Source organism: Terriglobia bacterium, assembly GCA_020072565.1.
In the GTDB taxonomy this organism is placed as follows: domain Bacteria; phylum Acidobacteriota; class UBA6911; order UBA6911; family UBA6911; genus JAFNAG01.
In genome coordinates this window covers 106,410-120,648 of sequence record JAIQGI010000020.1, presented here as the reverse complement: position 1 = coordinate 120,648, position 14,239 = coordinate 106,410, and the positions used below count along the sequence as shown (strand labels likewise).

Sequence of the window (14,239 nt, the reverse complement as noted above, 5' to 3'; positions counted from 1 at the left end):
GAATTTCTGCGACTTGTTCCCTGTCTGAGACTGTGGTACATAGAGACGAAGCTTTATTGTTTTCCCCACAAGTGCACGAGGCATCCATGGCTGTTCTCTCTGCTGAACTGAAAAAGCTATTAGTCCGCACTAAGCTGACGGTGCTGCCCGAAGACTACCTGGTAATACGACTGCCTCAGGACATCAAACCCATTCCTGGGGAATGGTATCGCCCTGCAACCACTCGATTTGCGGTTTTCATCAGAGAACCGAAGGAGATCAGCCTGATCGTGACGCGCCGAAAGTGGCTGCGGATGCAGAACATTTTTGACAGGCGCACGGTATCGGCTCCCATGAAGGTGATCGGATTTGACCACAAGCTTTCCATGGTCGTCCCTGGCTACATGTCGGTTATTGGGAGCATCTTGGCGAACTCGAAAATCAGTGCGCTGCCGGTCTCTACTCTCTCAAGCGATCATATACTGGTACAGAAGGCCGATCTTCCGCGCGCTGTCCGCCTCCTGCGACATCTCATTCAGAATTGCCACGAGTAGGAAATCATCGAGATTCAGTCCAGCGCCGGAGGAAGTCCGACAGGAAGTTCTCGGGGCCGGCGCCCGCGGCACGCTGGACAAGGTCTTCGCGTGCTGCTGTGATCGCTGTCTGGTAGCTCTCGGCGTTGAGTTTGCCCCTCAGCAATTCCACCCGCAGGAAAAGGAGGAAGGTCTGTAGCGCGTCCGTCATGCAGTATTGGTTGATCTCCTTCAGGCGCCCCTGGCGAAACAAATATTCCACATCCTCGCCGGCGATCATGTATTTCCCGGGCAGCCCGATCAGACGGGCGAGGACATCCAGCGAACCTCGACGCTGAGCCGCGCCGAAATTCGAAAGGAAGTCGCATAGGTCCATGTGATGCGCCTCGCTGTAGCGGCCTCTATAAGTCTGTCTCGATTCCCCGGCTGCGAAATAGCGCGGCAATGACAGCCCGTGCTTCAATCCCTGGATCTCGAGAACCGGCAGATCGAAGCCCCGGCCGTTGAAGGTTACGAGCGTTCCGGCATTGTCGAATATCTGCCAGAAACGCGCTATCAGCTCCGCTTCCGTGAAGCGGTCGATCCCCAGGCAGCCCAGAGAGCGAATCCGGTAATTCTCGTCGGCCTGGAGCGTGGCGATGGCAATTGGAATGTGGAAGGGAATGGGAAAGAAATCGCTCTGCTGGCCGCTCCGTTCCAAAATCTGGTCCCGAGCCTTGTCGTAAGCCTGATCCAGGGTCAGGGCATCTTCCGGGTCATAAAGCTGCTTGACCAGCGCTTTGTCAACCCGGGTCTCGATGTCGAAAACGAGATATCGAATCATATTCCAGCGGTAGCGGAAGCCAGCACCCGTCGCCATTCTGGATGAGGCGCTGCCTATTGTCAAACAGACTCGCTGCACCCGAGATTCGCCCTCAGAACCATGATCTCCGACATCTGACCCCCGGCTTTTCTGATGGACGCTGCCAAAGAGGAGTTTTTAGGGTCCGCAGGGGCTGCCGGCCGCTTTGATTTCAACTTCTTTTTCACCGCAAATGCTGCAGAATGAGCCGGCTGGGGGAATGTTGAGAGCGCTATATATTGTGGTGGGCCCCATGCTGAGGTACAATATATAGAGAGTTTTTGATTGACGCTGCCGTGACTATTGTGTACAAGAGGGAAATCCTCCAGGCAATCCGGCGGGTTGCGGGCTGCTGGAGTGAGCTTCAGTGATCCTTGTCACCTTCATTCGAACACGCGCAATCGGATTCATACGATTTGGGAGGCAGGTATGGAAAGCAACAGGGCAGTGCCTTCGGAACAAGGTGTCGCAGCGAGATATGCGGCAGAGGAGCGGAAGGAAGCCCCGACCGGTGTCGAATTTCCTCGTCATTTCACGCGCAAGGGTGTGTCTCCTTATGATGAAATCGAGTGGGAGAGCAGGACTGCTACCATTTCGAACGAAAAAGGCGAGGTGCTTTTCCAGCAAGAAAACGTGGAGATCCCCAAAGCGTGGTCTCAGACGGCCACGAACATTGTGGTCTCGAAGTATTTCCATGGGCAGGTAGGCACGCCGCAGCGCGAGAACAGCGTGCGCCAGCTGGTGAGCCGGGTCGTCCGTACCATGACCGAGTGGGGTGTCAAAGGCGGCTATTTTGCTTCCGAAGCGGCGGCCGGCGTATTCGGCGACGAGCTTGCGTTTCTCCTGTTGAACCAGTATGTCTCATTCAATTCTCCGGTCTGGTTCAACTGCGGTGTCGAGCCTAGGCCGCAGTGCTCGGCCTGCTTCATCAATTCCGTCGAAGATACCATGGACTCCATCCTGGAACTGGCGCGCACCGAGGGGCGTCTCTTCAAGTGGGGATCAGGCACGGGAACCAACCTGTCTCCATTGCGCTCTTCGCGGGCACGGCTTTCGAGCGGGGGGATTGCCTCCGGTCCGGTCAGCTTCATGAAGGGTTTCGACGCCTTCGCCGGCGTGATCAAGAGCGGCGGCAAGACGCGCCGGGCGGCCAAGATGGTGATTCTCAACATCGATCACCCCGACATCGAGGAATTCATCGAATGCAAGGCCAAGGAGGAGAAAAAAGCCTGGGTTCTGATCGAGGCGGGTTATGACGCAGCTGTCGACGGAGCAGCATACTCCAGCATATTTTTCCAGAATGCCAACAACAGTGTGCGGGTCACGGACGAGTTCATGGAGGAGGTGGAGCGGGATGGCGTGTGGGAGACCAAAGAGCGGCGCACGGGGGATGTCATTCACACATACAAGGCTCGTGACCTGATGAAGAGGATCGCGGCGTCGACACACATCTGCGGCGACCCGGGGATGCAGTTCGACACTACCATCAACAAATGGCACACTTGTAAGAACTCGGGGCGCATCAACGCCTCCAATCCATGCTCCGAATACATGTTTCTGGATGACTCTGCCTGCAATCTGGCTTCCTTCAACCTCATGAAGTTCGTCGACAGCAATGGGGACTTCGATGCTGCGAGCTTTCGCCGGGCCGTCGACATCGTGATCTCGGCCCAGGAGTTCATTATCGACAATGCCAGTTATCCGACTGACAAAATCGCCGTCAACAGTCACGAATATCGGCCGCTGGGCATGGGTTATGCAAATCTGGGCGCACTTTTGATGTACAACGGCCTGGCCTATGACAGCGAGGAGGGGCGGGATTATGCGGCGGCGATTACTGCCGTAATGACGGGAGAGGCTTACCTTCAGTCGGCGCGCATCGCCTCGAAGCTTGGCCCCTGTCCGGGTTATGCCGGCAACCGGGATCCCTTCCTCGAGGTCATGCGTATGCATCGCAATGCTCTGCAAAAAGTCAATCCCAAGCACGTGCCCAAGGATCTGATGCAGGCGGCGCAGGAGGCCTGGGATCTGGCGGTTCTCGAGGGGACGGTTCATGGATATCGCAATGCCCAGGCCACCGTCCTCGCGCCCACCGGCACGATCGGCTTCATGATGGACTGCGACACGACCGGCGTTGAGCCGGATCTCGCCCTGGTGAAATTCAAGAAACTGGTTGGCGGCGGGGTCATGAAGATCGTGAACAACACGGTGCCGACGGCGCTGGCCAAGCTTGGCTATCCGAAAGATCAGGTCGAAGCGATCACCAGGTTCATCGACGAGAACGGCACGATCGAGGGTGCACCGTTCGTGCGGCCGGAGCACCTCACTGTGTTCGACTGCGCCTTCAAGGCTCAGCGGGGCACGCGCTCGATCCACTACCTGGGTCACCTCAAGATGATGAGCGCGGTGCAGCCCTTCATCTCCGGCGCCATCTCCAAGACCGTGAATGTGCCCGAGCACGTCACGGTCGAGGAAATCATGGAAACTTACATGCAGGCGTGGAAGATGGGGGTGAAAGCAATCGCCATCTACCGGGATAACTCCAAGCACACTCAGCCTCTGACTGCGGGCAAAGGCAAGACCGCCACCCAGCCCGCGGAGGCCCCGGCATTCCGGCCCGTGCGCCGCAAGCTCCCCTCTGAACGGCGTGCCATAACCCATAAGTTCACGATCGGGGGGCACGAAGGCTACATCACGGTGGGAATGTACGACGAAGGGCAGCCGGGCGAGATCTTTCTGGTGATGGCCAAGGAGGGAAGCACCATCTCCGGACTGATGGATTCCTTTGCAACGGCAATCTCCCTTGCGCTCCAGTACGGAGTCCCGCTCAGGGTGCTCATCGACAAGTTCGCCCATGTGCGCTTCGAGCCGTCGGGGCACACAGGCAATCCGGAAGTCCCCTACGCCAAATCGATCGTGGACTACATCTTCCGGTGGCTGGCTTCCAAGTTCCTGCCCCGCGATGAGCAGCTTCAGACGGGAGTTCATGTCCGCGACGTTGCTTCCGCGACCGTCCCCGCGCTCACGCCGACAGGCGACAGCGTCGATCCGCTGCAGGGCTTCAAATCCATGTATGCCCTCGATGACGCGCCGACCTGCGCCGGATGCGGAAGCATCATGGTGCGCAACGGATCCTGTTACAAGTGCATGAACTGCGGCGAGACCAGCGGCTGCTCCTAGATCCGACCTCCGACCGGATCCTTCAGCAGCTGGCCGGATGTCGGAGGCCTGCGTCGGTGTTTCTTCTGTGCTGCATCCCTGTTACACTATTGCTCTTTCGAAGCGGATGCGGATGAAATATTTGCAGTTTCTCCTCAGGAATTTGCTGCGCAACCGGCGGCGCACCATTCTCACCGTGACAAGTATCGCCGTATCCCTGTTCCTGGTCACAACTCTGCGGACGGTGCTGACGGAACTGGAGAGCCCGCCGTCGACTCCCGAGTCGGCTCTTCGTCTGATCACGAGGCATCGGGTTTCTCTGGCCAATATGTTGCCTATCGCGTATCGGGCCAAGATCGCGCAGGTGGAGGGGGTGGAAGCGGTCGTCGGGGAGATGTGGTTTGGCGGCGTCTACAAGGATCCCAAGAATTTCTTTCCGCAGTTTTCTGTCGACACCGACCAGTTCTTTGCCGTCAACGCAGACATGGTCCTGCCGGAAAGCGAGAAGGAAGCCTTTCTCGCTGACCGAACCGGCGCTTTGGTGGGGGACAATCTCGCGGAGCGTTTCGGGTGGAAAGCAGGCGATAGGATCCATCTGACCGGGGCTTTGTTCGAGTTTGATCCGGAATTGACGGTGCGCGCCATTTATAGGGCGGGCTCCGATGACGGCAGCAGCCTGTTTTTCCACTGGGAATATTTCAACGAAGGGCTGAAAGCAAGCGGCTTCGCAGGGTCCGACTTCACCGGCACGTTTTCGATCCGTGTCCGTTCGGCCGACGAGGTGGCTGCGGTCGCCGGCCGGGTGGACGAACTCTTTCACAACAGCACTGCCCCCACAAAGACCGAGAGTGAGAAGGCATTCGTGCTCGGCTTCCTGACGATGATGGGGAATGTCCGGTTCTTGATCACTGCGATCTCATCGGTGGTGATCTTCACGATTGTACTGGTCGCATCCAACACGATGGCGATGTCGATCCGTGAACGGATCCGGGAGATCGGCATTTTGAAAGCGCTTGGTTTCAAGAAAGCTCATGTCCTTTCTCTTCTGATCGGCGAGTCCACATTGCTCGCGATGATGGGAGCGCTGATCGGCTCTCTGGGTGCAAAAGCGCTCTTTTCGCGGTTCAAGATTTCGTCCTTTACGGCCGGCTTCGTGCAGCGATTCAACGTGACCATGGGCACCGTGGCGTTATGCGCTGCCATCGGGCTGTTTGTGGGAGTGGTGGCTGCGGGCGTCCCCGCGTGGCAGGCCGCGCGCAGGCAGGTCGTGGATGCGCTGCGCAGAGTCGATTGACGGCTCCCGGCGCCGGACTGGAGCAGATGAATTGAAAATTCCGCTTCGATACAACATAGGCAGTCTCTGGGCCCGGCGTACGGGCACCGTCATGACTGTTTTCGGCATTGGTCTCACGGTATCGATATTTATTACCATGACGGCACTCGTCGCCGGCCTGGAATCAACGTTTGTCGAGACCGGTCATGACGATCAGTTGATCGTGATCCGCCAGGGATCGCTCAACGAAACCAACAGCTACTTCGGCCGCGACCTGTTCCAGGTTGTCCGTTTCCTCCCGGGAATCGCACAGGGGACGGGCCAGGGACCCCTCGCCATCGGGGAGATCGTCGTCAACGTCAACCATACGCGCATGGGAGGCGAAAGCTCGAACATCATCCTGCGGGGCACTTCCGAACAGGTGTTGACGCTGCGGCCTGAGGCGAAGATCGTGGAGGGACGGATGTTCCGGAGCGGACTGCGCGAGGTGGTTGCGAGCCGTTCACTGTCGCGGCGCTTCCAGAACCTGACGCCGGGCGCGACGGTTCGCTTCGGGCGCAGCGACTGGGCGGTCGTGGGCCTGTTCGATACCGGTGGAACCGCTTATGACTCCGAGGTGTGGGCGGATTACGGTGCCGTGGCCCAGGATTGGGACCGCCCGATCTATTCCTCCATACTCTTGCGCGTGGAAAGCCAATCTGCGGCGGAGCTGATTCGCAAGCGCATTGCCGACGACCAGAGAATCAATCTGCAGGCGATCCCGCAGAAGCAGTACTTCGCAGATCAGGCGTCGACTGCCGTCGGGATCAAAATGCTCGGCAACTTCATCGCCGTCATCATGGGCGTCGGCGCATGCTTCGCCGCCATGAACATGATGTACGGCTCGGTTATGTCGCGCTCGCGCGAGATTGCCACCCTGCGAGCGATCGGCTTCCGGAGAAGAAACATCCTGGCATCTTTCCTGCTCGAATCGATGCTGCTCGGATTGTTGGGGGGCCTCCTCGGTTGTCTGCTCGCTCTGCCGATGCATGGCATTTCTGCGGCGACCGCGAATTTCGAAACCTTCAGCGAGGTGCTTTTTCACTTCAAGCTCACGCCGGAGATTCTCCTGCGCGGACTGGTGTTCTCGCTCGTAGTCGGAATCACGGGCGGCTACCTTCCGGCGCGCCGCGCGGCCCGTGTCAGGCTCATTGAATTATTGAGGGATTAACTGTCGAGAGGATGACGATCATGGCCGAACCGCTGATCGAGATGACGGGTCTGAGCAAGACATTCAGGCGGGACAGCGTGGAAATCCCGGTGTTGCGCAACATCAATCTCGAAGTGTATGAAGGCGATTTCATCAGCCTCATGGGGCCATCGGGATCGGGGAAAAGCACACTTCTCAACATCGTTGCCGGGATCGACCGGCCGACAGGCGGAGAACTGCATGTGCTCGATGCCGACCTGCTCTCCATGACCGAGGACCAGCTTGCCACCTGGCGCAACCATCATGTCGGATTCGTCTTCCAGCATTTCAACCTGATCCCCGTCCTGACGGCCTTCGGCAACGTGGAACTGCCCTTGCTGCTCACCTCGCTGAACCGCCGGGAACGGCGCGAGCATGTCACGACTGCGCTCAAGCTGGTCGGCCTGACAGACCGTGCCGACCACTTTCCGCGCCAGCTCTCCGGGGGACAGGAACAGCGCGTCGCCATGGCGCGCGCCATTGTGACGGATCCTACGTTCATCCTGGCCGACGAGCCCACGGGCGACCTGGACGCCGAGTCGGCCGTGGAGGTGATGGAGGTGCTGCATGGTCTCAACCAGCAGTTCCACAAGACCATCCTGTTGGTGACCCATGACCCCCGCGCGGCTGCCTACGCCAAGGTCAGGCACTATCTCGACAAAGGCGTCCTGGAGGAAAAGCAGGAATAAAACGTCAAAACTCGCCGTGAGATTTCGACTTTTGCAGATACCACCCCGTTTCACCGTCCATTTGCGGCTTCCTCCGCAGAGCGAAATCAGATGAAGTTCCTCGAATTGCTTCTGAGAAATCTGGCTCGCAACCGGCGGCGAACGATACTCACCATTACCAGCATCGCGGCATCGCTGTTTCTTGTGGCAACGCTGCGGACGGTACTCACAGAGTTGCAGAGCTCAGCCGACACCCCGGAGTCTGCGTTGCGCCTGGTGACCCGGCACAGGGTCTCCATCGTCAACATCCTGCCCATTGCCTATCGCGCCCAAATCGCCCAGGTCGACGGGGTGAAGGCAGTGATTGCCTCGCTCTGGTTCGGCGGCGTCTATAAAGATCCCAAAAACTTCTTCCCCCAATTCGCCGTCAGCGCCGATCAGTTTTTTATCGTCAACGCTGACATGCGCATGCCGGAGAGCCAGAAACAGGCCTTCCTCGAGGACCGGACCGGGGCGATCGCCGGTGAGAACCTGGCCGAGCGGTTCGGCTGGAAGATCGGCGACAGGATCCATTTGCTCGGCACGTTTTTTGAGTTCGACCCGGAGTTGACGCTCCGTGGAATTTATGGCGGAGGCTACGACGGCGGCAGTTCGCTGTACTTTCACTGGGACTACTTTAATGAGGGGGTGAACGACAGAGGGTTCACCGTCATGTATTCGATCCTCGCGCGCTCGGCAGCGGATGTGCCGGCAGTGGCGGACGGGGTGGACAGCCTGTTCCGCAACACGAGCGCGCCGACCAAGACAGAGACCGAAAAGGCCTTTGTACTTGCCTTTCTCTCCCAGGTGGGCAATGTCCGGCTTCTGATCACCACGATTGCGACGGTGGTGATCTTCACGATCGTGCTTGTGGCCGCGAACACCATGGCGATGTCAATCCGCGAGCGCGTGCGCGAGATTGCCATCCTGAAGGCGCTGGGGTTCAGAAAGCTCCACATCCTGTGGCTGCTCGTCGGCGAGTCGACTCTCCTCGCTTTGGGCGGCGCGCTCATCGGCGCTTATGCCGCACGTGTGGCCTTTCTCCGGGTAAAGATATCGTCGATCACTGCAGGGTTCGTGCAACGCTTCTACGTAACAAACGGGACTGTCCTGCTTTGCGCCGCGATCGGGATTTTCGTCGGGGTCGCGGCCGCGGGAATTCCCGCCTGGCACGCCGCGCGCAAGCGGGCAGTGGATGCGCTGCGCGAGATCTAGGAGCCCGTCCGGTTTGATTCCTGGCCGGGCTGATGGCCACGCCAGCTATGGGACCTATCGCACAAATCTAAGAGAACGTATGACCCTTTCCTTAACGGCGATCATCTCTTAGACTATAGAGAGAATAGTTGGCGAGGCGGCGGTCTCGTCAATCCTACCAAATAGTCCACGGGAGTCGCACGCTCCGGCTCCAGGAGGTGAGTCTTTATGAAGAAAATGGGCGTTATCTTATTGCTTGCCGCAGTGTTGCACGCAGGCCCAATTGCCGGCGGGCTGCCCAGGGATGTTTCGGACGATTTGGGTTCAATTCAAGTTGGTTACGCGGTCGTCACCCCTACTTTTGGATCCGCAACCGATTTGCAGGTGTCCCAGACTTTCGGCTTTATGGATGGATCCGCCCTCCTGCAGTCCGGCGCCGCTGCTCCCCAGATGACTACCAGCGCGCTCTTTTTCGTGAGCATCTCCGACCGCTTCGCCCGGAACCTGGGTCTGGCGATCACAAATCCCGGCGACACCGAGGTCCGTGTAATCATGACCCTGCGCCGTAATGACGGGATTACTGTCGGATCACAGACGATTTTCATTCCGCCCCATTGGCAGATCTCCCAACTGCTGACGCAACTTTTTTCCGCGCTGTCCGTCTTGCCCAAGGAACTCACCGGCACGCTCAGCATCTCAACGACGAGTCCCGTGGCGATCATAGGCATGCGATTCCGCGGGGTGGGCTTCAGCATGGAAACGCCGGATCAGTTGTCAGCGGCATCCGCTTTGCCGGAGATATTTCCCGGCATCGGGGGCAGTGGCGCATTCCTGCTGCCCAATTTCGTTCAAGGAGGCGGCTGGGCCACCGAGATCATTCTGAAGAATACCGGATCATCCGATCTGACGGCACGGCTCGATCTGTTTACGTTGCGCGGTGACCCACTGATGGCAAAACTAAACGGGATATCGCGCAGCTCCTTCTTCAACCTCCGGGTTCGTGCAGGCGGGGTGCTGGTTCTTGCACCTCTGGACAGCAACGGCAACAGCCAGTTTTAGCAGCGGCCATGCCCTTGCGATATAGCGATGAGGTCAGAAGCCGGCCGAGCTCGGATTTCTGGAACCATGCGAATCGTCCGCCATCGGCGAGCCGGAGCAGCGGGGGCTTGAGTGCCGCCCGGCAGACATGCGCTAGAATGCGCCGGTGGGTAATGCCGTGACGCACACTGGGACCTGCATGGAGGGGGGGAACGGTGCCAAGGACCCGGCGCGCCAGGCTCCTGGCGCAGGAAAGAGGTCGGGCCCCCTTTCGCAGGATGCGCACCGGCAGTCCCCATTCGCCTGGTATGTATCCGGTCTCCGCCTGCCGTGCGAGCAGCACCCTCCCGTCGCATTCCACCACGAGCATAACGAGTTGGACAGATTCCTTTGCGCGCACCGGACGCCTGCTTGAGGGGGGCACCCGGTTCAGCCGGCACGATCTGCACAGAGACCTGAGCGGGCACCCGCCACAAAGCGGGCGGGACGGCACGCATACCAGGGCGCCGAGTTCCATGACTGCCTGGTTAAAATCGGCGGGTTCGTCTCTTGCGAGCCACGACTCTGCCTGATGCCAGAAGTAACTGTCCGGCGCGCCGGCGATGCCCTGCAGGCGGCTGATGACTCGGCGCACGTTGCCGTCCACCACCGGTTCGGGCCGGCTGAAGGCTATGGAGTGAATTGCACCTGCCGTATAGCGGCCCACGCCCGGGAGTTTCCTGATCCCCTCGAGAGTCTGAGGAAACCTGCCCCCCGATTCGGTGATGATCTTCCGTGCGGCGTTCCGAAGCTGCCCCGCACGCCGGTAATACCCCAGGCCTGCCCACAGCTCCATGATCTCGCTTTCCGAGGCCGCAGCCAGAGCACCGACATCGGGAAACCGCGCGAGGAAGCGGTCATAGTACGGGAGAACGGTCTGAACCCGGGTTTGCTGGAGCATGATTTCTGCAATCCAGACACGGTAGGGCGTAGGATTGCTACGCCAGGGGAGCACGCGCTTGTGGTGCCTGTACCAGGCTAGAAGCCGCTCCTGGAGTTTCCGTATTTTCTCCCTTTTCCAACTCCGATCCACTGGGCTGTTCACACTGTCATATCCGGTAAAAAGGCAAGGTTCACTAACATGAACCGCCAGGAGGCCGCAACCGTTCATTCTCTGGCGCCCCGCGGTTCTGGCGTCCCGGCGGGGGATCCTGTCCGTCCGCTTCATTCCACAACCTGGAGAAGAGTTCTACCGATCCGGGAGCGTAACCGGCGTAGTGGTTGTTGAAATACACATAAGTGGGGACGTGCCCGGCCACGATCTCCCGTATCGCAGGCATCCAGGACTTCAACTGTTGGGTCCGGTCCACGAGCAAACTCCCCCAATCTGAATCCCGCTTTCCTTCCGCCCGCGCACTCTGGACGGCTGCATCCATCTGTTTGCGATTCCCTAAAAAACGGATGTAGACAAAGGGGGCGGTAAAGATCCCCCTGCGCGTCGCAAGCTTGGGAAGCGGGTCCATCGTGTAATAATCGATGAAGACCAGTGAGATCTCGCGGCTCTGGAGGACGTCGAGAAGCTCCGGCTGCACCCAGCGCGAGTTGCGAATCTCGACCGCCCATTGGAAGCCGCCGGGAAGCACCCTGAGGAATTTCTTCAGGCGGGCGAGAAACTGCGCCCCCGTCGCATACTCTTCGGGATCCTTCCCTTTGGCCACGTACGGGAACTGCAGGACGAGGGGACCAAGTTTTTCCCCCAGCCGCGCCATGGCTGCGAGAAACTGGTGCAGCTCCGCTTCGCAACCTTCCAGGTATTTCTCGTGACTGATCACACGGGGGACTTTGGCCGAAAAAACAAATCCCGCGGGCGTGCGGGCGCCCCAGCCATCGACCATGGTCTGGCTCGGCAGGTGGTACCAGGTCGAGTCTATCTCCACGGTGGAGAGTTGCCGCGCATACGCAGAGATCATGTCGCCAGGATCGATCGACTCCGGGTAGAAGGTGCCGCACCAGTCCGGGGAGCTCCAGCTCGAAGTCCCCACGCGAAGGTTGGACGGAAATGTTGCCTGCATAGAACGCATCCGCGGCAAATTGTAGCACGGCGCTTCCGGGAAACCGGACACCCGCAGGCGGAAGAAATAGGGCCGACATATCAGGCGGTCCGTGGAAAACGTTGCTGTTTTTTAATGTCATCAGGGATTGCATTAGCTCTGTCGAGGGGCTACGCTACTGGAAGCAAGTTCCTACTTGGAGAAGTAAATATGCCAAAATCCGCAACCGCCAGCCCAGGAAGGATGCGGCGGCCTCACCGGCCCTCCCGGAAGCGCCCACGATGGACCACTGAGGAGGTCTCGACCCTAAAGCGCCTGTATCGCACTCGCAGCAACGCGGATATTGCTCGAGTGCTCGGCCGAACGGTGTCCTCGATTGTCTTCAAGGGTTATCGCCTAGGCTTGTCAAAGGGGGCCAGGCGTCTAAAGGAGATGGGGCGTGAAAACATAAACAAGCGTTGGCACAGGCGCGAAGGCCTGCGGCCGGCACGCAAGCGCCTCGGAAAGAGATTGCACTAGCCGCCGCGCATCCTAACATAATCCCTGCTCCCGAGCTGCCTGCGGCACGGGAGCCAGGTTGCAAGGAGGAAGGAGTATGCCAGAGCGTACCTGGTGGGAGTCGGTTAAAGTCGAGGGCGGGGAACTCCTTGACCGCGTCAAGAAGATCGTGCATGAGGGAAACGTACGCCGCATCATCATAAAACAGGGGTCCCGGTCGGTAGCCGAGTTCCCCCTGACGGTCGGCGTTGTAGGCACCCTGGCCGCACCCGTGCTTGCTGCCATTGGTGCCATCGCCGCCCTGCTGACCGATTGCTCCATTGAGGTGGAGCGCGTCGAAACCAGCGGCGAGCAGAAACAGTGAGGCTCATTTCCAGGGGCGCCGCGGCCATCGCCCGCATGAGCTCCGGGGAACAGCGCATGTCAACCTGGTCAGGATTCAGCCTCGGCCGGAGCCAGCCTGGCGCCCCTGTAGGCCACGCTCTCCGATCCATGGCCGAGCTTCTCCTGCCGGCGCATGGCCTTTGTGAGCAGTGTGCGCAGCCGGGCCCGCGCACGGAAGACCTTCAACCGCACGGCCTGCTTTGAACACTTCATGATGTCTGCCATCTCTTCATAGGGGACTTGCTTGAAATCGCGCAGTACGATCGCCAGTCTCTGCCTCTCCGGCAGCCGGTCCAGAACCTTTTGCATCAGGGAGCGCACCTCCTCGCCGTCTGCGGGTGAGGGCGCAGCCTGCTCCGCCTGCGGGCTGGCCATGAGCCGTTCGATGAGGCGTGCGTCCTGATCGTTGAGCTCCGTGAATTTCAGGATCTTGCGCCGGCGCACACGCCTGAGCTCGTCATAACATTGATTGATCGCCACGCGCCGGAGCCAGGGGTAAAAGGGGCGATCATTGTCGAATTTGCGCAGGGAAAAATAAACCTTGCAGAGAATCTCCTGAACGATATCCTCGGCTTCGATCGCGCTGCCGACATGCCATGAGACCATGTGGAACAGCTCGCGCTGATACTTGAGCACCAGGCTCTCAAAGGCTGATTCGTCGCCCTGCTGGCAGCGGCGGATAAGTTCCCGATCTTCCTCGCAGTTCATTTCGTGCCACACGAGAAAGATAGCTGCAATTGCCGTGCCACTAGCAAGACTATACGAATCAATGACTTGCAGGTATCAACATTCCGGGTTTTGTTCGGATTCCACACAAAGGCTGTATGGATTCAGCACGCCGGGCGGGAATTTCGGCCGTGAGTACCTGTCGCCCGGGTTTTCGCCGAAACCCTTAGCCCCGGGATTTCAGTTTATCGTCGTTGACCCTGATAAATTCCCGGACCTCATCCGCCATGGCTAGGAGTCTCTGCCACTGCTCCTTATAGAGCGTCACCGGAAACCGGCCGAGGCCGTACACTGAAACACCGCCCTTCTCGCTTACTCTCAAGCTGGTGCCTTGCGTTACGGTTTTCCGAAGCTCCTCGTTTTCAGACCGGAGCTGCACAATTCCTTTGAGCGCCTCGTTTTCGGCGCGGAGCCTGTTGAGTTCTGCCATTATTTCTTCATTGTTGGACATATGTAGCCCTTCCCCTCCTTCGTAGAAGCTCTCTCCAGGAGGCGCCTGCGACGCGTTTATGTCGACTTCCACTGCCTACAATATACCCGAAATCGGGGATTTCAGTCACAGCCCGACTGCATGGCCGATTTGATTGTGTCCGCCGGCCTATACTGCGATCTCTGTGCCGGTATAATGTGTCAGCTGCAACGAAGGAGT

The 14,239-nt window shown here is 59.0% G+C and carries 13 protein-coding genes; 8 read left to right on the top strand and 5 right to left on the bottom strand.

Annotation, left to right across the window (positions count from 1 at the left end; genetic code table 11):
- The first annotated feature begins 86 nt into the window (after nt 1-86).
- Nucleotides 87-533 (top strand): ACT domain-containing protein, encoded by a 447-nt coding sequence (locus LAP85_14215; protein MBZ5497553.1) that lies wholly within the window; start codon nt 87-89, stop codon nt 531-533.
- Nucleotides 534-537: 4 nt separating this feature from the next.
- Here LAP85_14215 and LAP85_14210 read toward each other — a convergent pair whose 3' ends face one another.
- Nucleotides 538-1,371, bottom strand: coding sequence for a hypothetical protein (locus LAP85_14210; GenBank protein ID MBZ5497552.1), 834 nt, complete (start codon nt 1,369-1,371; stop codon nt 538-540).
- Between the two features lie 411 nt (nt 1,372-1,782).
- Between LAP85_14210 and LAP85_14205 the strand changes: the two genes are divergently transcribed.
- The 6 genes from LAP85_14205 (at nt 1,783) to LAP85_14180 (ending at nt 9,973) form a co-directional block, all read left to right on the top strand.
- Entirely contained in the window at nt 1,783-4,533 is a 2,751-nt protein-coding gene (locus LAP85_14205; GenBank protein MBZ5497551.1) for a vitamin B12-dependent ribonucleotide reductase, read from the top strand.
- A 112-nt stretch (nt 4,534-4,645) separates the two neighbouring features.
- Nucleotides 4,646-5,806, top strand: a complete 1,161-nt coding sequence (locus LAP85_14200; GenBank protein MBZ5497550.1) for an FtsX-like permease family protein — start codon at nt 4,646-4,648, stop codon at nt 5,804-5,806.
- Between the two features lie 31 nt (nt 5,807-5,837).
- Complete coding sequence (locus tag LAP85_14195) at nt 5,838-6,995, top strand: ABC transporter permease (GenBank protein ID MBZ5497549.1); 1,158 nt, start codon at nt 5,838-5,840, stop codon at nt 6,993-6,995.
- An 11-nt stretch (nt 6,996-7,006) separates the two neighbouring features.
- Nucleotides 7,007-7,702 carry an ABC transporter ATP-binding protein gene (locus tag LAP85_14190; GenBank protein ID MBZ5497548.1) on the top strand — a complete coding sequence of 232 codons (696 nt, stop codon included), beginning with the start codon at nt 7,007-7,009 and terminating at the stop codon, nt 7,700-7,702.
- Between the two features lie 90 nt (nt 7,703-7,792).
- Nucleotides 7,793-8,935 (top strand): FtsX-like permease family protein, encoded by a 1,143-nt coding sequence (locus tag LAP85_14185; protein ID MBZ5497547.1) that lies wholly within the window; start codon nt 7,793-7,795, stop codon nt 8,933-8,935.
- Between the two features lie 207 nt (nt 8,936-9,142).
- The gene (locus LAP85_14180) at nt 9,143-9,973 is read left to right on the top strand and encodes a hypothetical protein (GenBank protein MBZ5497546.1); all 831 of its coding nucleotides are present in this window, start codon (nt 9,143-9,145) and stop codon (nt 9,971-9,973) included.
- Here LAP85_14180 and mutY read toward each other — a convergent pair.
- Nucleotides 9,900-11,036: an A/G-specific adenine glycosylase gene (gene mutY, locus LAP85_14175; protein ID MBZ5497545.1), complete on the bottom strand. Its 1,137-nt coding sequence runs from the start codon at nt 11,034-11,036 to the stop codon at nt 9,900-9,902. The two genes, LAP85_14180 and mutY, sit on opposite strands and share 74 nt — an antisense overlap.
- A 31-nt stretch (nt 11,037-11,067) precedes the next feature.
- Nucleotides 11,068-12,003: a DUF72 domain-containing protein gene (locus tag LAP85_14170; protein ID MBZ5497544.1), complete on the bottom strand. Its 936-nt coding sequence runs from the start codon at nt 12,001-12,003 to the stop codon at nt 11,068-11,070.
- Between the two features lie 574 nt (nt 12,004-12,577).
- Here LAP85_14170 and LAP85_14165 point away from each other — a divergent pair.
- A complete protein-coding gene (locus LAP85_14165) occupies nt 12,578-12,844 on the top strand; it encodes a DUF4342 domain-containing protein (protein ID MBZ5497543.1) in 267 nt (88 codons plus the stop codon).
- Nucleotides 12,845-12,912: 68 nt separating this feature from the next.
- Here LAP85_14165 and LAP85_14160 read toward each other — a convergent pair whose 3' ends face one another.
- Both LAP85_14160 and LAP85_14155 read right to left on the bottom strand, forming a co-directional pair.
- Nucleotides 12,913-13,572: an RNA polymerase sigma factor gene (locus LAP85_14160; GenBank protein ID MBZ5497542.1), complete on the bottom strand. Its 660-nt coding sequence runs from the start codon at nt 13,570-13,572 to the stop codon at nt 12,913-12,915.
- 184 nt (nt 13,573-13,756) lie between these two features.
- On the bottom strand, nt 13,757-14,041 hold the full coding sequence (locus tag LAP85_14155) for a hypothetical protein (GenBank protein ID MBZ5497541.1): 285 nt from the start codon (nt 14,039-14,041) through the stop codon (nt 13,757-13,759).
- Between the last annotated feature and the right edge of the window lie 198 nt (nt 14,042-14,239).